Source organism: Undibacterium sp. FW305-107 (assembly GCF_058788535.1).
The window spans coordinates 61437-84246 of the sequence record NZ_JBYTAV010000002.1; the positions used below are offsets into that span (position 1 = coordinate 61437).

Consider the following 22810-nt stretch of genomic DNA (forward strand, 5'->3'; position numbering starts at 1 on the left):
AGGTTGCAATATGAAAGTGCAGGCAGATCTGTCCAGACTCAGCACCAGACGCGCTGCGAGGCAAGATCTGCCGCGCCTGCTGGAACTCATTGCCGATGATGATCTTGGCAAGAACCGTGAAGGCGTAGGCTCGGAGGACGCATGTTATGCCGAAGCTTTTGAGCGTATAACAGCCGATGACAATCAGTTTCTCATGGTGGCGGAACTGGATGGTCGCATCATCGCCATGCAGCAGGTCACTTTCATCCCTGGTCTGAGCAGGAAAGGTTCTACCCGCGCCATGATAGAAAGCGTGCGGGTCGATGGCTATCTGCGCGGGCAGGGCATAGGCCACTGGTTCATCGAGCAAGCCATAGCCCTGGCACGTGAGCGCGGTTGCCAGCTGGTGCAACTGACCAGCGACAAGAAACGCATACAGGCGCATAGGTTCTATGGAAGCATGGGCTTCACAGCATCACATGAAGGCTTCAAATTGCAACTCTGAACTGCTCTGAATCACCTTGAACTGCCCTGAACACCAAATACTAATATTTAAAAAATAGCGAGCCATGAATACTCAATTCCGCAAGCCACTACCTGGCACTACTCTGGACTACTTTGATACACGTGAAGCAGTAGATGCCATCGTGCCAGGCGCGTATGACAAGCTGCCATATACATCTCGCGTACTGGCAGAAAACCTGGTGCGCCGCTGCGACCCGGCTACGCTGACTGATTCATTGCGCCAGTTCATAGAACGCAAGCGCGACCTGGATTTTCCATGGTTCCCGGCGCGCGTAGTTTGCCATGACATTCTGGGCCAGACTGCGTTGGTTGATCTGGCTGGCTTGCGCGATGCGATTGCCCTGCAAGGTGGCGACCCGGCGCTGGTGAATCCCGTTGTACCTACCCAACTGGTGGTCGATCATTCGCTGGCGGTTGAATGCGGTGGTTTTGATCCCGACGCTTTCGACAAAAACCGTGCGATTGAAGACAGGCGCAATGAAGACAGGTTTGACTTCATTAACTGGACCAAGAAGGCATTCAAGAATGTTGATGTGATCCCGCCTGGCAATGGCATCCTGCACCAGATCAATCTGGAACGCATGTCGCCAGTCGTGCAGGTGACGGATGGCGTAGCCTATCCAGATACCCTGGTCGGCACAGACAGCCATACACCCATGGTCGATGCGCTGGGCGTCATTGCGATTGGCGTCGGTGGTCTGGAAGCGGAAAGTGTCATGCTCGGTCGTGCATCCTGGATGCGTTTGCCAGATATCATCGGTGTAGAGCTGACAGGCAAACCGCAGGAAGGTATCACCGCAACAGATACAGTGCTGGCATTGACAGAATTCTTGCGCAATCAAAAAGTCGTATCGTCCTATCTGGAATTTTATGGCGAAGGTGCATCCCACCTGACCCTGGGTGACCGCGCCACCATTTCCAACATGGCGCCTGAATTTGGTTCCACTGCGGCGATGTTTTACATTGATGAGCAAACCATCAAATACCTGAAACTCACAGGCCGTGATGATGAACTCGTCAAGCTGGTAGAAACCTATGCCAAAGAAACCGGCCTGTGGGCAGATACCCTGAAGAATGCTGAATATGAGCGCGTACTGAAGTTTGACCTGTCTTCCGTCGTGCGCAATATCGCTGGCCCATCTAACCCGCACAAGCGTGTGCCTACTTCAGAACTGGCAGCGCGTGGCATCAGCGGCACGGTAGAAAATGAGCCTGGCCTCATGCCTGATGGTGCCGTCATCATCGCTGCGATTACCAGCTGCACCAATACCAATAACCCGCGCAATATGGTGGCTGCCGGTTTGCTGGCACGCAATGCCAACAAACTTGGACTTACTCGCAAACCCTGGGTCAAGAGTTCACTGGCACCTGGTTCCAAGGCAGTGACCCTGTACCTCGAAGAAGCCAATCTCATGCCTGAGCTGGAGCAACTGGGCTTTGGCGTGGTGGCCTATGCCTGCACATCCTGCAATGGCATGTCGGGCGCGCTTGATCCTGTCATCCAGAAAGAAATCATAGACCGTGATTTGTATGCGACGGCTGTGTTGTCGGGTAACCGTAATTTCGATGGTCGTATCCATCCGTATGCACAACAGGCCTTCCTCGCTTCGCCACCGCTGGTAGTTGCTTATGCGATTGCTGGCACTATCCGTTTTGATATTGAGAAAGATGTACTGGGTCTGGATGCGGCAGGCAAGCCGGTGACTTTGAAAGACATCTGGCCGACTGACGAAGAAATTGATGCCGTGGTTGCTGCCAGCGTCAAGCCTGAGCAATTCCGTAAAGTGTATATCCCCATGTTTGCCAAGCAGGCAGATGATGGTGAAAAAGTCAGCCCACTGTATGACTGGCGTCCACAGACGACCTATATCCGCCGCCCACCGTATTGGGAAGGCGCACTGGCAGGCGCGCGCAGCATGAAGGGCATGCGTGCGCTGGCAGTCTTGGGTGACAACATCACGACTGACCATCTGTCACCATCGAATGCCATCATGCTCGACAGTGCTGCTGGTGAATATCTGGCCAAAATGGGTTTGCCAGAAGAAGATTTCAATTCTTATGCGACTCACCGTGGTGATCATCTGACTGCGCAACGCGCCACCTTTGCCAACCCGACTTTGAAGAATGAAATGGTCATCGTTGATGGCAAGGTCAAGGCAGGTTCACTGGCCCGCATAGAACCAGAAGGCACGGTTACCCGCATGTGGGAAGCCATAGAAACCTATATGGAACGCAAACAGCCTTTGATCGTGATTGCCGGTGCTGATTATGGCCAGGGTTCTTCGCGTGACTGGGCAGCCAAGGGTGTGCGCCTGGCGGGTGTAGAAGTGATTGTTGCTGAAGGTTTCGAGCGCATTCACCGCACCAATCTCGTTGGCATGGGCGTTTTGCCACTGGAGTTCTTGCCAGGCGTGAACCGCCTGACGCTGAACATAGACGGCACAGAAACCTTTGACGTCATAGGCGAACGCATGCCACGCGCAACCCTGACCCTGATCATCAACCGCAAGAATGGTGAATCTGTGGCGGTGCCTGTGCTGTGCCGCCTCGATACGGCAGAAGAAGTATCTATTTACGAAGCTGGTGGTGTCTTGCAGCGTTTTGCGCAAGACTTCCTGGAATCTGTCAAGGCTGCGTAAGTTTCATGCGATATATTTCCAGTGCTTTTCTTGATAGAAAAGTGCTGGATTTGATTTGAATTAAAAAGAGAAATTTTAAAGAGAAGTATATGGCCCACCTCCCACAAATCAAAATCCCGGCGACCTATATGCGCGGCGGCACCAGCAAGGGCGTGTTTTTCCGCCTGCAGGATTTGCCTGAGGCTGCGCAACAGCCAGGTGCAGCACGCGATGCTTTGCTGCTGCGTGTGATAGGCAGCCCCGACCCTTATGGCAAACAGATTGATGGCATGGGCGGTGCAACTTCCAGCACAAGCAAGACTGTCATCCTCTCGAAAAGCAGCAAGCCTGACCATGATGTTGATTATCTGTTTGGCCAGGTCGCTATAGACAAGGCCTTTGTAGACTGGAGCGGGAATTGCGGCAACCTGTCTGCCGCAGTCGGTGCCTTTGCCATCAGCGCTGGTCTGGTGGATGCTGAACGTGTACCTCAAAACGGTATCGCCACCATCCGCATATGGCAGGCGAATATCAGCAAGACCATCATTGCTCATGTTCCTGTGACTGAAGGAGCAGTGCAGGAGACTGGCGATTTTGAACTCGATGGAGTGACTTTTCCAGCAGCAGAAGTACAACTGGAATTCATGGACCCGGCAGCCGATGAAGAGGGTGCTGGCGGCTCCATGTTCCCGACCGGTAACCTGGTCGATGATCTCGACGTGCCAGGTGTGGGTACGCTCAAAGCGACCATGATCAATGCCGGCATTCCCACGATCTTCATCAATGCCGATGCCATAGGCTATACCGGGACGGAATTGCAGGATGCCATTAACGGTGATGCCAAGGCGCTGGCAATGTTTGAAACCATACGTGCACATGGCGCATTGCGCATGGGGCTGATCAAGGATATCTCTGAAGCGGCACAACGCCAGCATACGCCCAAGGTGGCCTTTGTTGCCAAGGCTGTTGACTACACGTCGTCCAGTGGCAAGCAAGTCCAGGTGGCTGATATCGATTTGCTGGTACGTGCCCTGTCCATGGGCAAGCTGCACCACGCTATGATGGGTACTGCAGCCGTGGCCATAGGTACTGCTGCTGCGATACCAGGCACACTCGTGAATCTGGCGGCTGGCGGTGGCGCTCGTACTGCGGTGCGTTTTGGCCATCCATCCGGCACTTTACGGGTAGGGGCAGAAGCTACGCAAGTCAATGGCGAATGGAGTGTTACCAAGGCCATCATGAGTCGCAGTGCGCGCGTGCTGATGGAAGGTTGGGTACGCGTACCCTCAAACTGACAAAATTTTGGATTTGAAACGAAGTAGCTTTATGCAAGTGAAAGTGCAGGCCTCGCCACGTGCCAGTGCCACTGTCCAAAAATAATAATTAATGCTCAGGGCCGACGCGAATGTTAAGAACATTTTGTGATATCGAAGGAGACAGCATGACCTACGCAGCGTTTTATCAGGAATCTATACAAGACCCGCAAGGGTTCTGGGCCAAAGAAGCGCAGTTGATAGACTGGCACAAGCCTTATGATAAGGTACTCGACCATAGCAAGCCGCCATTTGCCAAATGGTATGTGGGTGGTGAAACCAATCTCTGTCATAACGCAGTCGATCGCTGGCTGGCTACCCAGGCAGACCAGCCTGCGCTAATCGCGATTTCTACCGAAACCAATACTGAAAAAACTTATAGCTTTGCCGAGCTGCACGCAGAAGTGCAACGCATGGCAGCTATCATGCTAGGCCTGGGTGTGAAGCAGGGCGACAGGGTCTTGATTTATATGCCCATGATTGCCGAAGCAGCCTTTGCCATGCTGGCCTGCGCCCGCATAGGGGCTGTGCATTCTGTCGTATTTGGTGGCTTTGCTTCCAAGAGCCTGGGCACACGTATTGATGATGCCAAGCCTGTGCTGGTGGTATCAGCAGATGCGGGTATGCGTGGTGGCAAGGCTGTGCCTTACAAACCCTTGCTGGATGAAGCCATCACCCTGGCTGAACACAAGCCTGCACATGTCTTGCTGGTAGACCGCGGCCTTGATGCCATGCAACTGGTGGCCGGGCGTGATGTTGATTATGCGGCTGCAAGAGCGCAGCATATGGATGCTCAGGTGCCTGTGACCTGGCTGGAATCCAATACCATATCCTATGTCTTGTACACTTCAGGCACGACGGGCAAACCCAAGGGCGTGCAGCGTGATGTTGGCGGTTATGCAGTGGCACTGGCGTCGTCGATGAAGCATATTTTCTGTGGCAATCCAGGTGAAACCTATTTTGCGACATCAGACATAGGCTGGGTGGTCGGCCACTCTTATATTGTTTATGGCCCGCTGATTGCTGGTATGGCCACCATCATGTATGAAGGCACGCCGATACGCCCTGATGCGGGAATCTGGTGGAGCATAGTTGAGAAATACAAGGTCACGCGCATGTTCTCAGCACCGACTGCTGTGCGTGTACTCAAGAAGCACCCATCTGAGCTGATGCGCAAATATGATTTGTCTTCACTCAAAGCCCTGTACCTGGCAGGCGAGCCGCTTGATGAAACCACCTCAAGCTGGATCGCCAATGAACTGGGTGTCTCCATTATCGACAATTACTGGCAGACTGAAACTGGCTGGCCCATTTTGACCGTGGCACGAGGTGTGGAGCAGACTGCCACCCGTCTGGGCAGCCCTGGCATTGCCATGTATGGTTATAACGTGCGCATCATTAATGAAAACACGGGCGCAGAATGTGCCGCCAATGAAAAAGGTGTGGTTGCCATCAAAGGTCCGTTGCCGCCCGGTTGCATGCAAACCGTGTATGGCGATGACCAGCGCTTCGTCAATACTTACTGGTCCAATTTCTCTCACGAGCAGTTGTATTCCACCTTTGACTGGGGCATCAGGGATGCTGACGGCTATTACTTCATCCTGGGTCGTACTGACGATGTCATCAATGTTGCGGGACACAGGCTGGGTACACGCGAGATAGAAGAAAGTATCTCCAGCCACCCGCAAATTTCTGAAGTGGCTGTCGTAGGCGTTGAAGACAAGCTCAAGGGACAGGTGGCAGTCGCGTTTGCCATACTCAAAAAACCTGAACTTGCAGAAACGCCGGAACAAAAGCGGGCACTGGAGGCCGAGGTCATGAGCGTGGTTGACAAGCAGCTTGGTGCTGTCGCGAGACCATCACGCGTGCATTTCGTCAGCATGCTGCCGAAAACCCGTTCCGGCAAGTTACTGCGCCGTTCCATACAGGCGATTTGCGAGGGGCGAGAAGCTGGGGATTTGACAACGATCGAAGATCCGTCTTCCTTGCAGCAAATCCAGGCGGCACTGACTGCTTGAAAGTTTCGAAATTGGTAAGCTAAAAAAATAAAGGGAGTATTTGCTCCCTTTTGTTGTTTACATGAACATGTTCAGAGTTGCAGCGCCGCAGCCAGGGTTTTCACTTCCTCTTCTGACTCTTCCAAAATACTATTGAGCGTGCCATCGCCTACAACAAAATCGATTTCTGAAGAATACTGTTCTGACTCTTCGGCATAAGAATGGATATCCATAGGCGAATGCGTGGTAGCAAGTTCATTAGCCAGCAGCAGCGTGTCGCCCAGGGTTTCAGGGGGCATGGCGCGCAGACCAAACCAGAGAGCTTCAACGGCTTCCACCACTGCTTGCGGCAGCATCAGGCTCTTGATGACGGCACCGCCTATCTGCGCTTCGGACGATTCGCGGTCTATGATCGTGTCAGAAAAGGATGGTAAATCATCGACGCTGGAATCTGGTGCTGGCTCATCACGTTCCAGCAATGAGGGAAACTCATCCACCCGTGACAAGAGGTAAAAATTGCCCACCTCATGGACGATACCGGCAAACATGGCGGTATCAGGGTCTAGCTTGGTGATGCGCCTGGCGATGACTTGTGACAGGGCCGCAACCTGGGCAGTGTGTTCCCAGAGCTTATTCGTCATGACTTGAAGTTGCTTGTTTTTGCTGCTGCCAGCCAGTTGGCGCACGACCAGCGAAGCAACCACGGCACGCAGGGTGCGAAAGCCCAGCCGGCTGATGGCAGCCTTGACATTGGTGACATCATTGCCACGGTTGTAAGCAGCAGAATTGGCAATGGCCACCATGCGGGCGGCCAGGAAGGGCTCATTCAGGACTAACTTTGTTGCAGTATCTATACTGCAATCAGGATCATCCAGCGTTTGTTGCAGCTTCAGGGAAGCCGCCACATTCGTAGGGAAAACCAACTCCCCCCGTTTGGCTTGTTCAGCTATGCTGTTAAGCGCATCGATTTTATTCATCGCAGGTGTCTTTTGCACAAGTTAAACAAACATATGGTGGGCGCAAACCGCACCCTATCGGTCAACACTGCACTTGTTTGTTGATTAACAAATTCAGCGTGGCGTCACATTCATTGATAATGTTTGCAGAATGAAGTCATGAGATTTCATTCTGCTTCAGATAGTGATGCAGGTCAATCAAGCGATGGAAAATAAATCCAAACTCGCTCAATTTGTCTTTTGACTGTCTATCCACTTGTTCACTTTGGCTTCCAATAAGGCCAGCGGCAGGGTGCCATCGCTGAGTATCACGTCATGGAATTGGCGCAAATCAAAGCGCTTGCCCAAAGCTGCGCTGGCTTTTTGCCTGAGTTCGACGATTTTCAGTGAACCTATCTTGTAGCCCAGAGCCTGACCCGGCCAGGCCATATAGCGCTCGGTTGCCTGACGTGAGGCGGCTTCGCTATAACCCAGCGTGGATTGCTGGTATTGGATGGCCTGTTCACGCGTCCAGCCCTTGGAATGCAAACCGGTGTCCACCACGAGCCGGGTGGCACGCAAGAGTTCATCCGTCAGATGGCCAAGGTAGGCGCTGGGGTCGTTTTCAAACAAACCCATTTCTTTGCCCAGGGTTTCTGCATACAGGGCCCAGCCTTCGGTATAGGCATTATTACCACCGAACTTGCGGAATTTTGGGATGTCGAGTTCCTGTGATGTTGCTAAATGGAAATGATGACCCGGCTGCCCTTCATGCAGGTACAGGGTTTTCATGCCAGTGGTACTGTAGTCTGCAGGATTATTAATGACAGCCCAGAATACGCCCGGACGCGAGCCATCAAAGGCAGGCTGGGTGTAATGGTCAGATGCTGTCTGCTTGCTGATTTCCGGTTCGGCGCGAATGTCGAGCGCCGCTTTTGGCATCTTGTTAAACAGTTCTGGCAATTTGGCCTTGACCATTTTTTCTATCTGCCGGTAACCATCCAATACTTCTGCCTCAGTCTTGTAGGGACGATACTGGTTTTGCGTATCTATCCAGGCAGGCAAGCCCACCGGATCACCGGTGTAGCCCAGTTTTGGACCCAGGGCGACAAATTCATTTTGTATGCGTGCCACTTCTTTCAAACCTATGGCATGTATGGTTTCCGGTTCGAGATTGGTCGTGGTCTGGTCGCGTACCAGTGCTCGATACCATGTGTCGCCACCCGGCAAGGCACCAAAACCACTGCTGCTGCGACTGGCAGCCAGATAATCTTGCGACAGGAATTGATTAAACTGGCGCAATGCAGGCAAGACTTTAGTTGTCAGCGCCTGTTTGTATGCCTTGCTCAGGCGTTGCTTATCTGCCTCACTGAAATTGTCTGGAAAATTCTTGACTGGCGCAAAGTAGGCATGATCCTCCACCTTATCGGTCACCAGTTGCGCAAACTGGGGCAGGGTAGAATTGACCAGTGCCTTTGGCAAGACGATGCCGCGCTTCATACCTTCCCGCATATTGTCTGTGGCCTGGTTCATCCATACCGGTAATTGCGCCAGGCGGCGTAAGAAGACTTCGTATTGCTTGACGGTCTTCAAGGGTTGTGCGCTTTGTCCAGACGCAAAATGGGCCAGGGTGACAGGCAGATTGTCCATTTGATTGACTGGTAACAGGTGACCATCAAATTTGGCCATTTCCAGGTTGGACTTGAGTTCATAGTCCAGGCAGTCGTAGGTGACAGCATCGGCCGCTGATAATTGCTCGTGTTTGATGCGCGCCAGTTTGCTGGCAATATCCTTCCACATGGCGAGTTGTTTTGCCCTGACCGATGCAGACAGCGTCAAGGGCAGTTTGTCGTCATAACGGGTGTCACCGTTATAAGTGGCGCCTATGGGGTCAAAAGCGGTTTGTTTTTCATAATATTCGTCAGCCAGCTTATTTAGTTGCTGGCTCAGGTGCCGGCTTAATTGCGTATTTTGCGTAATTTCTTGCTGCCCGGATTGCGCAGCTGCAGCATGCTTATTTGTCGTCCTGGCATTGTCATTTGCGGCCATGACGCTGGTGCAACTGATCAAACCTGCAGAAATAAGAACACTTGATAATAAGCGCAACTTAAGCATAAGAGTTTCCTAAAGAATATTGAAATAAAATAGTTTGCAAGCATACCACTGTGCGGGCACAAGTTTGCTATGACCTTAGTGTGCGTATGGCAGTTCCCATGAGCGGAATCTTCTTTAAATAAAAAACGGTTTATCTGGCATTTTTTCATAAAGCTTTTTGAACTTTGACCGTTATCTGTTTAGATCACGCATATTCCATTTGATGATTCACCAATTCCGAAGTGCGTGCGGATGGAACTGATATCGGGCTGGCAAGCCATGCGTGGTCGCGTCCTTTTTTGTATGCGAGGGACAGACTATTGCATAAAAAATGGTCACGCCCTCGATATGCGTTCCAGGTTTTTCTCATTGACAGCTCAAGGCTGGAGCGCATCATGAAAATTGCTTCCTCGGATATTTCCCTTTCTTCACAACACGCTGCCACCACGACTCTGGAAACGCAGGAGAAGTTACGAGCATGGATAGGTAAGGAGCGCCCCGATTTTGAAGGCAGGAACGCTAATGGCCCGGCGAATTTGAGGAATGCATCCAGCAATGTACAAATCTCTGATGCCGGCAAGGCTGCACAGTTTGCGCCACCTGCGCCGCCAGCAATTCCGACGAGCTCTGCTGCACCAACCGATGCAGTTCAACAAGCCACAGATGAAGCCGAAAATGACCCGCGTATACGCCTGATCAGATACATCATAGAGCTCATGACCGGCAAGAAAATCAATTCCCTGAGTAGCGCTGATGTGCAGCCAGATACCACCGCACCGGCAACACAAGCAGCCGCTCAGCCTGCCCAGCCACCGGCAGAAGGCACAGCACAAAATCCGCAGCCAGCACAGAAAGGTTGGGGCGTAGAGATAGACAGACATCAATCCTACACAGAGACGGAGCAGACTTCTTTTCATGCCACAGGAAAAATCGTCACTGCAGATAATAAGGAAATCAGTTTTGATCTGTCGTTTGAATTAAGCCGTAGCTATCACGAAGAAAGCAATACCAATATCCGCCTTGGTGACGCTAAAAAAGTTGATCCCCTGGTTATTAATTTCTCTGGCAATTCTGCGCAATTGACCTCGCAAAAATTTGCCTTTGATCTGAATGGCGATGGCAAGAAAGAAAATATCTCTTTCGTTCAGGGCGCTGGCTTTTTGGCACTGGATAAAAACAATGATGGCAAGATCAATAATGGCAGTGAACTATTTGGCCCCGGTACCGGGAATGGCTTTTCTGAACTGGCCGCTTATGACAGTGATGGCAATCACTGGATAGATGAAAGCGATGCAATCTACCAGAAATTGAAAGTGTGGACCAAGGATGGTGCCGGTCATGATCAATTGCAGACCCTGAAGCAGGCCAATGTCGGTGCACTATATCTCGGTAATGCCAGCACTGACTTCGATTTAAAAAATGCACAAAATCAGTCTAATGGACAGATTCGATCTTCTGGTATCTGGTTGAGCGAAGATGGCAAGGCACATAGCTTGCAGCAAGTGGATCTGTCGGTGTAAATATGCTCTGACAGGACAAGTAAAAACAGCTCCGCGGGTTCAACTCCGGAGCTGTTTTTGCGTAGGCGATTAAATACCGTTTAAAACTCTTCCCAATCATCATTGGTAGCTGCAGTTGGCTTTTCCATGCTGGACGTTTTTTTGGCAGGTTTTTCTGCTTCTTTTGTTGGCGCCTTGCTGATTTTTAAAGGAGCTACTGCGGTTTTATGCGGTGATTTTCCACTCACCTTGCTTGCCTTGCTGACGGTGGGAGCAGGTGATTTTTTTGCCACGGCATCGAGCTTGAATACACTCACCGCCTGTGCCAGTGCGCCAGCCTGCTCCTGCATACTCTCGGCGGCAGCTGCAGCCTGTTCAACCAGGGCAGAGTTTTGCTGCGTCATTTCATCCATTTGGGTAATGGCGAGATTGACTTGTTCTATCCCGGCGCTTTGTTCCTGGCTGGCAGCAGTGATTTCACTCATGATGTCGGCCACATGTTTGATGGAAGTGACAATCTCATCCATGGTCAGGCCAGCTTCATCAACCAGTTTATTACCCAGATTAACTTTTTCTACCGAGTCGTCGATCAGGGTCTTGATTTCCTTGGCGGCGCTGGCGCTACGCTGTGCCAGGTTCCTGACCTCGGCGGCCACCACGGCAAAACCTCGGCCCTGTTCACCGGCACGGGCGGCTTCTACTGCTGCATTTAATGCCAGGATATTGGTCTGGAAGGCAATGCCATCAATAACACCGATGATGTCAACAATCTTGCCCGAACTATCCTTGATAGACCCCATCGTATTGACGACCTGGCCAACGATTTGCCCGCCCTTGGTAGCAACCTCGGTAGCAGAGATTGCAAGCTGATTGGCCTGGCGTGCATTGTCGGCGTTTTGTTTGACGGTGGAAGTGAGTTCTTCCATCGACGAAGCGGTTTCTTCCAGCGAGCTAGCCTGTGATTCTGTCCTGTTGGACAAATCGGCATTGCCGGAGGCGATCTCGCCAGAAGCCGTGGAGATCATTTCGGTACTGCTATGCACCTGGGTGATGGTCATGACCAGACTGTTATTCATATCTGCGAGGGCGCTCAGCAATTGCCCGGTTTCATCACGTGAGCGTACTTCTATGCGGCCGGTCAGATCGCCATTGGCCACCTTGGTGGCGACTTTGACGGCTTCATCCAGCGGGTTGGTAATCGAGCGTGAAATCCATGCAGCAAAGGCCGCACTGATGAGGAAGGCAATAATGCCCAGTATGATCATCAGGTTGCGAGAAAACATGATGATGCCTTTGATTGCTTCACCATTGGCACTCATGTCTTCTTTTTGTATCGCACTCAGTTTATCTATGTCGATCAGGGATTGTTTCAATGCAGGGAAGGTGGATTTCCCCATCATGGCGATGGCTTCATCTTTTTGATCCAGCTCGATCAGGTCACCGGTCTTGCTGAAAGCAGCCACAAAAGCTGCATTGGAAGCGACCAGTTTTTCAACCGCTTCTTTTTCTTTCGGTGCCAGGGCCAGTTTTCTTGAGATGTCAAGCAGGGCGTTTATTTTTTTCTTGTTTGCATCAATGGCAGCATACTGACTTGTCCGGGCTTTCTGATCTGGTGTAATAAATAACTCCAGCGTGCGACTGCCATTTTCCTGTATCAGGGCTGACATTTCCAGGGCACTGGTCACTCCCACCGCATCATCTTCGAGAATTTCTCTATTCCGGTCAGCGATTTCATTCAACCTTACCACGCTGATGACTACCATGAGCAACATGGTGAGCAAGGTCAGGCCGAAACCAAAGCTGAGACGTACCCTGATTTTAAAGTTACTGAAGTTCATGGTGATGATTCCTGTACAGATCAGTTTTTAGGGGGGCAGCAACAGCGAATTTAGGTTTTAGCATACCTAAAATTGCGCCGTTCTGCTAAGTAAATTGCTTGTTAGTCGTCGCGGTTGTCAGTTTCCTGACAAATTAGACAGACCCTTCAGGTAAAATCGGAGAAAACATGATCAAATTGAGGAATTATGAAGCTTGCAACATTGAAAGATGGTTCCAGGGATGGGCAATTGCTGGTGGTTGCCCGTGATTTAAAGACGGCAGCCATTGCGGATGGCATCGCTCCGACTTTGCAGCGTGCCCTGGATGACTGGAATTTTATTCAGCCCCAGCTTGAAGAATTATATAACCGCCTGAATTCTGGCCGGGCAGCCTATAGTTTTGAGTTTGAGCCAAAAAACTGCATGGCACCCTTGCCGCGTGCTTATCAGTGGGCTGATGGTTCATCCTACGTTAATCACGTAGAACTCGTGCGCAAAGCCAGAAATGCCGAGATGCCAGAAAGCTTCTGGCATGACCCCCTGATGTATCAGGGCGGCAGTGATGATTTTATCGGCCCTTGCGATGACATCGTCATGACTTCAGAAGAATGGGGTATAGATTTTGAAAGTGAAATTGCAGTTGTTACAGGTGATGTGCCCATGGGCGTCAAGGTACAGCATGCGGGTGAGCACATACGCTTGCTGATGCTGGTGAACGACGTGTCCCTGCGTAACCTGATACCGGCTGAGCTGGCAAAAGGTTTTGGTTTCTTCCAGTCCAAACCGGCATCCAGCTTTTCACCAGTTGCAGTGACGCCAGACGAGCTGGGTGAAGCATGGAAAGACGGCAAAGTCAATCTGGCTCTGCGCTCCAGCATGAATAGCATGCTGGTCGGCCAGCCAAATGCCGGCGTGGATATGGTGTTTTCTTTCCCACAACTGATCACGCATTTGTGCAAGACCAGAAATGCCAGGGCAGGCACCATCATCGGTTCTGGTACGGTGTCGAACAAGGATGCCAGCAAGGGTTATAGCTGCATCGCAGAAAAACGCGCGCTGGAAATGATTGCCGTGGGAGAGCCTGTGACGCCGTACATGAAATTCGGTGACAGCATCAAGATAGAGATGCTGGATAAAAACGGCAAATCCATTTTTGGAGCGATTGATCAAAGCGTAGTTGAGTCACATCTTTAATTGCTTGAGTTGGTTTGTGACGGTTTGTGGCGGTTTGCAAATTGCGCATCCCGCCCATAATTTTTTGGAGTCATCGCATGTCTTTGATCTTTTCTTATTCCCTGCGTGGCGCTGTCATCGCGGCCCTGAGTCTGGGTAGTGTGATAGCGCAGGCACAAATCAGGGTGGGCATCAATCTGTCCACTACTGGGCCGGCAGCGGCTATCGGTGCTTCTTCCAAAAATGCCATCATGCTCTGGCCTAAAGAAATTGGTGGCAAAAAAATTGAGTACATCATGCTGGATGACGCCAGCGACCCCGGCAATGCAGTCAAGAATGCGCGCAAGCTCATCACCGAAGAAAAGGTCGATATCATCGTCGGCCCGAATACCACACCCAGTGCATTGGCAATGCTGGAAACCGTGGCAGAAAACGAAACACCCATGATCACCCTGGCAGCATCGGCCAGCATTGTTGAACCCATGGATGTCAAACGTGCCTGGGCTTTCAAGATGCCACAAAATGATACCCATATGACGACGATCCTGACTCAGCATATGGCTGATAATGGTGTCAAGACGGTGGCCTTCATCGGTTTTGCCGATGCTTATGGGGAAGGCTGGTGGCGTGAGTTTTCCAAACTGGCTGAACTGCGGCATATCAAGATCGTCGCCAATGAGCGTTTTGCCCGCACCGATACCAGCGTCACGGGCCAGGTCTTGAAAATGATGGCAGCAAAGCCAGATGCAGTGCTGATTGCCGGTTCTGGTACGCCAGCGGTCTTGCCGCAAAAGACCCTGATAGAGCGTGGTTACAAGTCGCAGATTTACCAGACCCATGGCATCGCCAGCCAGGAATTTTTGAAGCTGGGTGGCAAGGATGTTGAGGGGACTTTATTCCCTACTGGTCCAGCAGTAGTGGCACTGCAACTGCCTGAAAAGCATGCAGTAAAAAAAATCTCCACAGAGTTTGTGCGCAAGTATGAAGCAGTCTATGGTGCTGGCACAACGACGCAATTTGCCGGTGATGCCTGGGGCGCGTACATGTTGCTGGCGAATGCAATTCCGGTTGCCTTGAAAACCGCACAGCCAGGTAGCAAGGCTTTCAGACAGGCTTTGCGCACTGCTTTGGAAAACACCAAAGACCTGGTCGTGCCTCAGGGTGTCATCAATATGAGTGCAAGCGACCATGTAGGCCTGGACCAGCGTTCACGTGTCATGGGCAAGATACAGGGCGGAAAATTTGTGTATGCCTATGGCGGTTAAAATCCAGTTGTGAATACTTGGAAGCGCGCTCAATTGATAGAAAATTGAGCGCGTTTTTTTATTGCCTCCCCAACTGGAAAAAGACATTTTTTGCCCCACTTTGCCCTACTGCAAAGCCCAGGTAAATAGGGCCGATAAAACTATTAAAACCTGCAAACAGGCTGGCACTCTTGCGCAGTGATTTGAACGAAATATCTTCACCCCTGTTCCAGACATTACCCGCTTCCAGCGAAGTACCAAGGAACAGGCTTTGTCCTGCCAGATCAAACTTTACTGCACGCAGCAGATATGTAACGCTGCCATAGACCATGAAGTCGCCGGTGAACTGATCTGGCTGGTAGGCTGATAATTGCTGGAAGCCACCCAGGGTAGAACCTATCCCGCGTACATCCGTGCCTTTCTGGAACAGGCCAGCCGCGTTCAATTTAAGGTTGATACTATGGTTATTGATGCTATTGGCCCAGGTAGTATTGATGGCCACTTCCTGGAAATTTTTACGGGTGTCACTGGTGCCCAGAAAAGCGCTGGCATCCACCTTGTAACCATAGCGGGGGAAGCTGGCATCACTGAGCTGGTCTATGACGACAGCCGACTTCAGGCCAAATTGTTGTAAATCAGCGCTGGGCAGGGATTCAACTTTCACGCTGCCATCTTCGTTTAACAGCAGATAGCCACCGATTTTAGGGCGCACGCGGTAATGGTTGAAATTCAAACCCAGTTTGGCTTCACCGAGTATGCTTTGTTCCCCTATGCGAAAACCGAGGTCCAGGCCCAGTTTGTCACTGCGGAAGTTGTATTCTGCAATACGGGTATTGCCGCTATATAAGTTCCTGGTGTTCTGGCCTATTTCTGCAAACGGTGCCAGGTACATGCCTTCACGTTCAAACACAGGCTGGCGTAATTCGGTGTGATATTTAATGCTGTTACCAAATTCAAGATCATTACGCCATTCGAGGCCGCCATCAGTAAGCCATGGCCGACGGTGGCCAACCTGCAGCTTGAAGCCGCCAGCACCTTCAAAGCCGCTGGACAAGGCCAGGCCAAAGCGCAGGAAGTGCGGACCCCAGTTGCGGCCATAGGCATTCACCCGTATGCCGTATTCACCATCGCGCTCGATCAGTTCATGGTTGACGCTGTCAAACTCGCGGGCATTATTCAGTATGGTCAGTTTGCGATTGATGTCTTCCGCCTTGTATTCTGTGCCTGTCCGTATGTTCAATTGGCGGCGTATATCACTCTCGGGTACTGCACCATTGGTGGTGATATCGACAAACTGGATTTTGATTGGCGGTAATTGTGGGTTCAAACGTATCTCATGTCTGACTGCATACATTTCTGGTGGCAGACTTAAGGTCAGCAGCTTGGCATCCAGTTCATGAGTCGCTTTTTCACCTACCTTGACGGCTTCTTTTGATCTGGCAAAATCCATGAATGTGATGTTGCCAAGACCTGGTTCTATCAAGATATCATTGGGGCCGAGCAGGGCTTTTTGTGCCTCTACATTTTGCTCGGTCAGAATGTTGACCATTTGCTGGCTGACATTGAACAGGGTGAGCAACTGGTCGCGCGGCATCAGTGGCGTACCTATGTTGACGGCGATCACGACGTCTGCACCCATTTGCCTGGCGATATCGACGGGCAGGTTCCTGACCAGGCCACCGTCGGACAATAACTTGCCATCTATTTCTATAGGGGCGAATACGCCGGGGGCTGCCATGCTGGCCCGTATGGCCTTATGCAAGGGGCCTTTGGTAAAGATCACCATCTTGCCAGTTTCCATATCTGTTGCCAGCGTGCGGAAAGGGATGGGCAAACGATCAAAATCAATGTCAGGCTGTAGATGGGCAGTCCAGTTTTGCAAGATTTCCAGAAACTGGCTGGCTTGCACTACGCCCGCGGGCAGGCGCACGCCATTCGCGCTCAGGCCCAGTGTGGCACCGAGAGGGTATTGTTCATCTTCCTCCCTGACGCTTTGCGGCAGATAACGTCTTTCTACTCTGTCTAAAGCGATATCGTTGAGCTTCAAAGCATCAAGACGGGTTTCAATTTCACTGGCAGAAAAACCGGCTGCATACAAACCACCAACCACTGCGCCCATACTGGTGCCAGCGATGCAATCTATAGGGATATGCAATTCTTCCAGTACCTTGAGTACGCCCACATGGGCAAAGCCACGTGCACCGCCACCAGACAATGCCAGGCAAATTTTGGGTTTCTTGAGCTGCGGCCCCTGGACGGTAATACTTTCTGCAGATGCAAGAGATGATGTTATCAAACAAGTGAAAAGACTGAAAACTACCAGTAATAATGATTTGTGCATGTTGTAATTGGTGGAAACATGGAATTCTTGGCTCAGGGTCTATATACTAGCGCATGCATATCAAACGATGCTAACCTAGGTCTAATTGCATAAGAGATTATCCTCGCCTTTACAAAAAAACTACCCATGAACCTACATCAATTGCGCTTTGTACGCGAAGCTGTAAGACAGAATTTTAATCTGACTGAGGCTGCCAAGGCCTTATTTACATCGCAACCCGGTGTTTCCAAGGCAATTATTGAACTTGAAGAGGAGTTGGGCGTCGATATTTTCACCCGTCATGGTAAACGCATACGTGGCCTTACTGAACCGGGCAGGGCGGTGTTGAAGTCGGTTGAGCTGATTATGCAAGAAATTGACGGGCTTAAGCGCATAGGTAAGGAATTCGCGGCGCAAGACAGCGGCAGCTTTACCATTGCCACTACCCATACTCAGGCACGCTATGCCTTGCCCAAGGTGGTGCAGGCCTTCATGCAAAAATACCCCAAGGTCAGATTGTCCTTGTTGCAAGGCAATCCAAAGCAAATTGCCGAAATGGTCATGCGTGACCAGGCTGATATTGCGATTGCGACTGAGGCCATCGCCGGATTTGATGGTTTGATTTCCTTGCCATGTTACCAATGGGAGCATGTCGTTGTCGTGCCGATTGAACATCCCTTATTGAAATTGAAGAACGTCAGTCTCGAAGAAATTGCCAATTATTCATTGATTACCTATGATGCTGCCTTTGCCGGACGCAGCAAAATAGACCATGCCTTCCAGATCCGTAATCTGAAGCCGGATATCTTGCTTGAAGCCATCGATGCAGACGTCATCAAGACTTATGTAGAGCTGGGCATGGGGGTAGGTATTATTGCCGGCATGGCCTTTGATGCTGAGCGTGACAAGAATTTACGCGCCATACCTGTGGGCCAATTATTTGGCATGAATGTTTCACGGGTAGCGATCAAGCAGGGCGCTTATCTGCGCAGCTATATTTATACCTTTATAGAGTTACTGAATCCTACCCTGAACCGTAAAATGATAGACAATGTCATGCAGGGGAATAAGGATACCTACGATTTATGAGCATGCAGGCATTGAGTAGCTGGCCTGCTGAACAACGCAGACAGGTGCGTGGCATATTGACGGATATTGATGATACTTTCAGTAGCCATGGCAAGCTGACAGTGGCCGCGCTGGCTGCACTTGACCGTTCGAAAATCGCAGGCCTGCGGCGTATAGCTGTGACTGGGCGGCCAACTTACTGGACTTTGCCTTTGTTAAGGCTATGTGATTTTGATGCCATCATTGCTGAGAACGGCGCGAGTGCTTTCTGGATAGATGGAGAGGGCAGGCAGCAGGCCATGTACTATGCTGACGCCCAAACCCGTGCGCAACACAGGCAGCGTCTGCTGGACTTTGCAGACATCATGCGCAGGCATTTTCCGAATGTATTACCCGCTGCTGATGCCGCACAACGCATAGGTGACCTGGCGTTTGATATAGCGGAAAATATTCCTGCGATACCGCTAACGCAATTGAATGAAGTCGTGGCCCTGATACGTGAACATGGTTTGCATGCGACCACCAGCAGCATCCATGCCCATGCCTCAGTTGCACCTTTCAGCAAGCAAAGCATGAGCCAGCGGGTGTTGCACGAAGTATTTGGCATCTGCGATGAAGTCGCAAAGACGACTTATGTATTTATTGGTGATTCTGCCAATGATGCCAGCATGTTTGCCCATTACCCGCTTTCAGTTGGGGTGGCAAATATCTACAAATATCTGGACAGATTTGAAGCCCACCCGGCCTATGTCTGCCAGTCCAAATACGGCGAGGGATTTGTAGAGCTGGTTGATTTTCTGTTGAAAGATAAAAATGAGTGAAAATAAAATGCGCGAATACTATGCGCAACGTGCACAGACCCTGGAAAAGGTTTACCAAAAACCTGAGCGCCAGCAAGATTTGCGTGAAATCCAGGGCAAAGTACTGGACGTATTAAAAGACCAGCGTGTGCTGGAAGTTGCCTGCGGCACAGCTTACTGGACTGAGCGTTTTGCGCCTGTGGCAGCGAGCGTTGTGGCAACTGACTATTGCCAGCCCATGCTGGATGTAGCGCAGGCAAAGACTTATCCTGAAGGTAAAGTGCAATTTGCTCTGGCCGACTTGCATGACTTGCCAGCAGCAACGGCAGGTCAGTACACGGCTTGCTTTGCCGGGTTTTTCTGGTCGCATGTCATGCGTGATGATCAGACCAGTCTGCTGGGTCATCTCAGTAAGGTGACAGGTAAAGGCACTACGCTGGTTCTGATCGACAATAATTATGTCGAAGGCAGCAGTACGGTCATCGCCCGCACTGACCTCGAAGGCAACACCTTTCAGTTGCGCAAACAGGAAGATGGCAGCAGGGTAGAGATACTGAAAAACTTCCCTACCGATAGTGCATTACGCAAGAAATTTGGCCCTGTCGTGCGCGATATCCGTATTTTCAGGAATACTTACTACTGGATGCTGACTTGCGTATTGAAGTAGGCCTTTGATGAAATGAGTTCTAGTATTGTCCCTCGAAAGCCTGCCGTGATACATTGCAAGTCGTTTAAATTTTTTCTGGAGTAATTCATGGATCTGCAAGCTTGCACAGAAGCGATACGCGCTAAAGTTGGTGATGATAGTGGTTTGAATGCCACCCTGAAATTTGATTGCGGTGATGAAGGCGTGGTATTTGTTGATGCGCTGGCGACGCCAAATACAGTCAGCAATGAAAATAATGAAGCTGGCTGCACGATCACCATTTCCCTGGAAAATCTGGCAGCTTTGCTGACAGGCCAATTGAATCCCATGAATGGCTTCATGATGGGTAAACTGAAAGTTTCTGGCGACATGAGTGTTGCCATGCGCTTGCAGACTGTGGTGTAAGTCTGGCCTGACAGACAAGCTTAATAAAGCGGCATTTCCTTTAGCGATGGCGAGGAAATGCCGTTTTCATTTTGGATTTGCTATATTGCTTTCCTCAAGGTATTTCCTTAAACCAGTGACATCGCACTCAAAGCCAATGCCGAAGTGCCGTCTGGGTACAGGGCATCATAGCAGCGTGTGCAACTGCTACAAAACAGGTGTGAACGCTTGACGAATTTATAGCGCAGTATCAGTTGCAGCTGTACGCCGCTGCAATGGGGGCAATGCTCACGCATATTACCTGCCGAGGGCGCATCCTCGGATTGAAAACCTTCTTCTAACATTACTCCTTCTATGACGTCGCGGGGATCAAGCTGCATCAGGATAAAATCTGGTGCGCGGGCATTACGCCTTTCTGAATAACCATCTTGCTGTTGGGAAAGTAGATGTGCACTGGCTGTCATCATGTTTAGCTCCTGGAATGACTTCTGCCGCTGCTGACAGTCAACAGGAGGGCAGACTTTCAATCTAGTAAAATTCAGGCATGAAGACAAGGACGATAGCGAGAAAAAATGAATTCGCAGAATACATTAGCCAATAAGATATGGACCTTGACTGTGCAACCCGAGGGCTGGGCCTGCGAAACTGTGGACGAACTCAGTTTGCTGGAGGCTGCCTTGCTGGAAGGTATACGCATCCCCAATTCATGCCGTAACGGTACCTGCCGCACTTGCATGTGCCAGATGCTATCAGGAGAAATTAGCTACCAGATAGACTGGCCCGGCCTGAGCCGGGAAGAAAAGCAGGAGGGCTGGATACTGCCCTGTGTCGCCCAGGCCTGCTCGGACGTGGTGCTGGATGTGCCAGCGGCAGTCAAAGTGTAGAGGCTGTCAGCACCATTATTATTCAGCATTACTGCATTGCCTGAGCTGCCCATCCAGGCGGCTCCAGCAGGCGGTGCTGGCTTCAGGCACAGGGTGAGGCACGCCATCATTATCTATCCTGGCCAAACGGGTATCCCAGGCCTTCACGCCTTTCTTATCCAGTTGTAGCCTTATGACCCAGCCACGGGTTTGCGGTTCATTGTCGAGTTCATCCATGACAAAATTGCCCAGGCTATAAATGACAGGTTTTCCCTTGTAATGTTCTACATCCTGTATCACATGGGGATGACCGCCTATGATGGCATCGGCACCTGCATCTATCATTACCTTCGCTAACTGACGCTGCCTGTCGACGGCAAGTTTGTCATTTTCCCAGCCCCAATGCATGAAGGGGATCACCAGGTCTGCACGATATTGCTGACGTGCCTTGCGTATATCGAGTACTACCTGTTCATCTTCACTCCAGGCGACACCGGCTGCGTGCGCTTCCGCTTCAAAGCTGCGTGGCATGTATTCGTTATAACCCAGCAGGGCAATGCGCAAACCTTTCTTTTCGATGATCAGCGGTGTATGCGCTTCACGCAAATTATTGCCACCGCCAAAGCGCTTGATCTGCTGCTGGTCGAGTAAACCCAGCATCTCCTGGAAAGCTGCACGGCCAAAATCACCGGAATGATTATTTGCAATCGACACTGCATCTACATGCTGCTTCAGGGTAGCGAGGGTACGGGGATGTGCGCGGAAGGTGAAATTCTTGTCGGCTGCATCGCCTGTCGTGGCCACTACACATTCCAGATTGACGACGCGGATGTCGGCATTCTTGAATAATGTGGCAAAGGCAAAGAACGGGTCTTTGCCATCAGCGATCATTTTGCCTGGTTTGCCATCAAGGACGACATCACCGGCAAACAATATGCTGACACTGTCGTCTTGGGCATGGGCTGTTTGTGCGAGCGTACTAGTCAGCGTGAGAGCCGCAAGCAGATGACTTAAACGTTTGAGATTTTTCATTGCTGTACCTCCTGCAAAGTGCAGCGGTACTGCAGTTCACGCTCTACATCACCAGCATAGATTGAATTTTGCGGCGTCAGAGGAATCTCTTTGCTGGTGACTTTGAAGGGCGGGCGGTAAGTCGCCTGATGGACAGGGACATCGCTGCGACGAGTCTGGAAATAAGCGTACAGCTTGATGTAGTCTATTTGCTGTGCCTTGCCAACCATGACCGCCTTGAATGTAAAACGTTCCCCTACATCAGTAGTCCTCACATCATAAGGGTCTTGCACTATCTGGCTTTCTATCGTTTGTTCGCTGCCAGCATAGCTGACATAGCAGCGCAATAAAGGTTTGGCAATACAGGGCAACTGGCTGCCCATCAGTAAAAGACTGCTGAATACAAAAAACCTGGCGTAGCTTTTCTTTATCCCTGCACTTTTCAAGCATCTTTCAACTGACCACATAGCTTTGCCGCCCTCAATTAGTCGAGCGGTGATTATCACAGGATTTGTCGGTACAGG

Annotated in this window: 19 protein-coding genes; 12 read left to right on the forward strand and 7 right to left on the reverse strand. The window is 50.9% G+C overall.

Annotated elements, in window-relative coordinates:
- Positions 1 to 10 precede the first annotated feature (10 nt).
- From AC3WQT_RS04320 to AC3WQT_RS04335, 4 genes are all read left to right on the forward strand, one after another.
- The gene (locus tag AC3WQT_RS04320; protein WP_492702606.1) at positions 11 to 484 is read left to right on the forward strand and encodes a GNAT family N-acetyltransferase; all 474 of its coding nucleotides are present in this window, start codon (positions 11 to 13) and stop codon (positions 482 to 484) included.
- A gap of 64 nt (positions 485 to 548) precedes the next feature.
- Positions 549 to 3143 (forward strand): Fe/S-dependent 2-methylisocitrate dehydratase AcnD, encoded by a 2595-nt coding sequence (gene acnD / locus AC3WQT_RS04325; RefSeq protein ID WP_492702607.1) that lies wholly within the window; start codon positions 549 to 551, stop codon positions 3141 to 3143.
- Between the two features lie 89 nt (positions 3144 to 3232).
- A complete protein-coding gene (gene prpF / locus AC3WQT_RS04330; protein WP_492702608.1) occupies positions 3233 to 4417 on the forward strand; it encodes a 2-methylaconitate cis-trans isomerase PrpF in 1185 nt (394 codons plus the stop codon).
- 146 nt (positions 4418 to 4563) lie between these two features.
- Positions 4564 to 6453 carry a propionate--CoA ligase gene (locus tag AC3WQT_RS04335; RefSeq protein WP_492702609.1) on the forward strand — a complete coding sequence of 630 codons (1890 nt, stop codon included), beginning with the start codon at positions 4564 to 4566 and terminating at the stop codon, positions 6451 to 6453.
- A 71-nt stretch (positions 6454 to 6524) separates the two neighbouring features.
- Here the strand turns inward: AC3WQT_RS04335 and AC3WQT_RS04340 are convergent, their stop codons facing one another.
- A complete protein-coding gene (locus tag AC3WQT_RS04340; protein ID WP_492702610.1) occupies positions 6525 to 7409 on the reverse strand; it encodes an HDOD domain-containing protein in 885 nt (294 codons plus the stop codon).
- Between the two features lie 207 nt (positions 7410 to 7616).
- Positions 7617 to 9482 (reverse strand): DUF885 domain-containing protein, encoded by a 1866-nt coding sequence (locus tag AC3WQT_RS04345; RefSeq protein ID WP_492702611.1) that lies wholly within the window; start codon positions 9480 to 9482, stop codon positions 7617 to 7619.
- Positions 9483 to 9856: 374 nt separating this feature from the next.
- Between AC3WQT_RS04345 and AC3WQT_RS04350 the strand changes: the two genes are divergently transcribed.
- A complete protein-coding gene (locus tag AC3WQT_RS04350) occupies positions 9857 to 10981 on the forward strand; it encodes an SPM autocatalytic domain-containing protein (RefSeq protein WP_492702612.1) in 1125 nt (374 codons plus the stop codon).
- Between the two features lie 80 nt (positions 10982 to 11061).
- Here AC3WQT_RS04350 and AC3WQT_RS04355 read toward each other — a convergent pair whose 3' ends face one another.
- The gene (locus AC3WQT_RS04355; protein WP_492702613.1) at positions 11062 to 12798 is read right to left on the reverse strand and encodes a methyl-accepting chemotaxis protein; all 1737 of its coding nucleotides are present in this window, start codon (positions 12796 to 12798) and stop codon (positions 11062 to 11064) included.
- Between the two features lie 186 nt (positions 12799 to 12984).
- Between AC3WQT_RS04355 and AC3WQT_RS04360 the strand changes: the two genes are divergently transcribed.
- Both AC3WQT_RS04360 and AC3WQT_RS04365 read left to right on the forward strand, forming a co-directional pair.
- The gene (locus AC3WQT_RS04360) at positions 12985 to 13971 is read left to right on the forward strand and encodes a fumarylacetoacetate hydrolase family protein (protein WP_492702614.1); all 987 of its coding nucleotides are present in this window, start codon (positions 12985 to 12987) and stop codon (positions 13969 to 13971) included.
- A 77-nt stretch (positions 13972 to 14048) separates the two neighbouring features.
- Positions 14049 to 15215, forward strand: a complete 1167-nt coding sequence (locus AC3WQT_RS04365) for an ABC transporter substrate-binding protein (RefSeq protein ID WP_492702615.1) — start codon at positions 14049 to 14051, stop codon at positions 15213 to 15215.
- A gap of 58 nt (positions 15216 to 15273) precedes the next feature.
- Here the strand turns inward: AC3WQT_RS04365 and AC3WQT_RS04370 are convergent, their stop codons facing one another.
- Positions 15274 to 17490, reverse strand: coding sequence for a patatin-like phospholipase family protein (locus tag AC3WQT_RS04370; RefSeq protein ID WP_492702616.1), 2217 nt, complete (start codon positions 17488 to 17490; stop codon positions 15274 to 15276).
- A gap of 171 nt (positions 17491 to 17661) precedes the next feature.
- Here AC3WQT_RS04370 and AC3WQT_RS04375 point away from each other — a divergent pair, with 171 nt between their 5' ends.
- The 4 genes from AC3WQT_RS04375 (at position 17662) to AC3WQT_RS04390 (ending at position 20433) form a co-directional block, all read left to right on the forward strand.
- Positions 17662 to 18603, forward strand: coding sequence for a CysB family HTH-type transcriptional regulator (locus AC3WQT_RS04375; protein WP_492702617.1), 942 nt, complete (start codon positions 17662 to 17664; stop codon positions 18601 to 18603).
- Positions 18600 to 19403 (forward strand): HAD-IIB family hydrolase, encoded by an 804-nt coding sequence (locus tag AC3WQT_RS04380; protein WP_492702618.1) that lies wholly within the window; start codon positions 18600 to 18602, stop codon positions 19401 to 19403. The genes AC3WQT_RS04375 and AC3WQT_RS04380 overlap by 4 nt, the downstream gene beginning before the upstream one ends.
- Positions 19396 to 20049 carry a class I SAM-dependent methyltransferase gene (locus tag AC3WQT_RS04385; protein WP_492702619.1) on the forward strand — a complete coding sequence of 218 codons (654 nt, stop codon included), beginning with the start codon at positions 19396 to 19398 and terminating at the stop codon, positions 20047 to 20049. The genes AC3WQT_RS04380 and AC3WQT_RS04385 overlap by 8 nt, the downstream gene beginning before the upstream one ends.
- An 87-nt stretch (positions 20050 to 20136) precedes the next feature.
- The gene (locus AC3WQT_RS04390) at positions 20137 to 20433 is read left to right on the forward strand and encodes an SCP2 sterol-binding domain-containing protein (RefSeq protein ID WP_492702620.1); all 297 of its coding nucleotides are present in this window, start codon (positions 20137 to 20139) and stop codon (positions 20431 to 20433) included.
- A gap of 107 nt (positions 20434 to 20540) precedes the next feature.
- Here AC3WQT_RS04390 and AC3WQT_RS04395 read toward each other — a convergent pair whose 3' ends face one another.
- Positions 20541 to 20879: a hypothetical protein gene (locus AC3WQT_RS04395; protein WP_492702621.1), complete on the reverse strand. Its 339-nt coding sequence runs from the start codon at positions 20877 to 20879 to the stop codon at positions 20541 to 20543.
- 105 nt (positions 20880 to 20984) lie between these two features.
- Between AC3WQT_RS04395 and AC3WQT_RS04400 the strand changes: the two genes are divergently transcribed.
- A complete protein-coding gene (locus tag AC3WQT_RS04400) occupies positions 20985 to 21296 on the forward strand; it encodes a 2Fe-2S iron-sulfur cluster-binding protein (RefSeq protein WP_492702622.1) in 312 nt (103 codons plus the stop codon).
- An 18-nt stretch (positions 21297 to 21314) separates the two neighbouring features.
- On the opposite strand, the gene AC3WQT_RS04405 is transcribed toward AC3WQT_RS04400, so the two are convergent.
- Together AC3WQT_RS04405 and AC3WQT_RS04410 are read right to left on the reverse strand one after the other, a co-directional pair.
- Complete coding sequence (locus tag AC3WQT_RS04405) at positions 21315 to 22307, reverse strand: CapA family protein (protein ID WP_492702623.1); 993 nt, start codon at positions 22305 to 22307, stop codon at positions 21315 to 21317.
- On the reverse strand, positions 22304 to 22669 hold the full coding sequence (locus AC3WQT_RS04410) for a hypothetical protein (protein ID WP_492702624.1): 366 nt from the start codon (positions 22667 to 22669) through the stop codon (positions 22304 to 22306). The genes AC3WQT_RS04405 and AC3WQT_RS04410 overlap by 4 nt, the downstream gene beginning before the upstream one ends.
- Positions 22670 to 22810: the final 141 nt, after the last annotated feature.

What these genes read in the sequence shown, in the direction of transcription:
- AC3WQT_RS04320 (WP_492702606.1), top strand. Translation starts at nt 11, where the DNA reads ATGAAAGTGCAGGCAGATCTGTCCAGACTCAGCACCAGACGCGCTGCG.
- acnD (WP_492702607.1), top strand. Translation starts at nt 549, where the DNA reads ATGAATACTCAATTCCGCAAGCCACTACCTGGCACTACTCTGGACTAC.
- prpF (WP_492702608.1), top strand. Translation starts at nt 3,233, where the DNA reads ATGGCCCACCTCCCACAAATCAAAATCCCGGCGACCTATATGCGCGGC.
- AC3WQT_RS04335 (WP_492702609.1), top strand. Translation starts at nt 4,564, where the DNA reads ATGACCTACGCAGCGTTTTATCAGGAATCTATACAAGACCCGCAAGGG.
- AC3WQT_RS04340 (WP_492702610.1), bottom strand. Translation starts at nt 7,409, where the DNA reads ATGAATAAAATCGATGCGCTTAACAGCATAGCTGAACAAGCCAAACGG.
- AC3WQT_RS04345 (WP_492702611.1), bottom strand. Translation starts at nt 9,482, where the DNA reads ATGCTTAAGTTGCGCTTATTATCAAGTGTTCTTATTTCTGCAGGTTTG.
- AC3WQT_RS04350 (WP_492702612.1), top strand. Translation starts at nt 9,857, where the DNA reads ATGAAAATTGCTTCCTCGGATATTTCCCTTTCTTCACAACACGCTGCC.
- AC3WQT_RS04355 (WP_492702613.1), bottom strand. Translation starts at nt 12,798, where the DNA reads ATGAACTTCAGTAACTTTAAAATCAGGGTACGTCTCAGCTTTGGTTTC.
- AC3WQT_RS04360 (WP_492702614.1), top strand. Translation starts at nt 12,985, where the DNA reads ATGAAGCTTGCAACATTGAAAGATGGTTCCAGGGATGGGCAATTGCTG.
- AC3WQT_RS04365 (WP_492702615.1), top strand. Translation starts at nt 14,049, where the DNA reads ATGTCTTTGATCTTTTCTTATTCCCTGCGTGGCGCTGTCATCGCGGCC.
- AC3WQT_RS04375 (WP_492702617.1), top strand. Translation starts at nt 17,662, where the DNA reads ATGAACCTACATCAATTGCGCTTTGTACGCGAAGCTGTAAGACAGAAT.
- AC3WQT_RS04380 (WP_492702618.1), top strand. Translation starts at nt 18,600, where the DNA reads ATGAGCATGCAGGCATTGAGTAGCTGGCCTGCTGAACAACGCAGACAG.
- AC3WQT_RS04385 (WP_492702619.1), top strand. Translation starts at nt 19,396, where the DNA reads ATGAGTGAAAATAAAATGCGCGAATACTATGCGCAACGTGCACAGACC.
- AC3WQT_RS04390 (WP_492702620.1), top strand. Translation starts at nt 20,137, where the DNA reads ATGGATCTGCAAGCTTGCACAGAAGCGATACGCGCTAAAGTTGGTGAT.
- AC3WQT_RS04395 (WP_492702621.1), bottom strand. Translation starts at nt 20,879, where the DNA reads ATGATGACAGCCAGTGCACATCTACTTTCCCAACAGCAAGATGGTTAT.
- AC3WQT_RS04400 (WP_492702622.1), top strand. Translation starts at nt 20,985, where the DNA reads ATGAATTCGCAGAATACATTAGCCAATAAGATATGGACCTTGACTGTG.
- AC3WQT_RS04405 (WP_492702623.1), bottom strand. Translation starts at nt 22,307, where the DNA reads ATGAAAAATCTCAAACGTTTAAGTCATCTGCTTGCGGCTCTCACGCTG.
- AC3WQT_RS04410 (WP_492702624.1), bottom strand. Translation starts at nt 22,669, where the DNA reads ATGGGCAGCCAGTTGCCCTGTATTGCCAAACCTTTATTGCGCTGCTAT.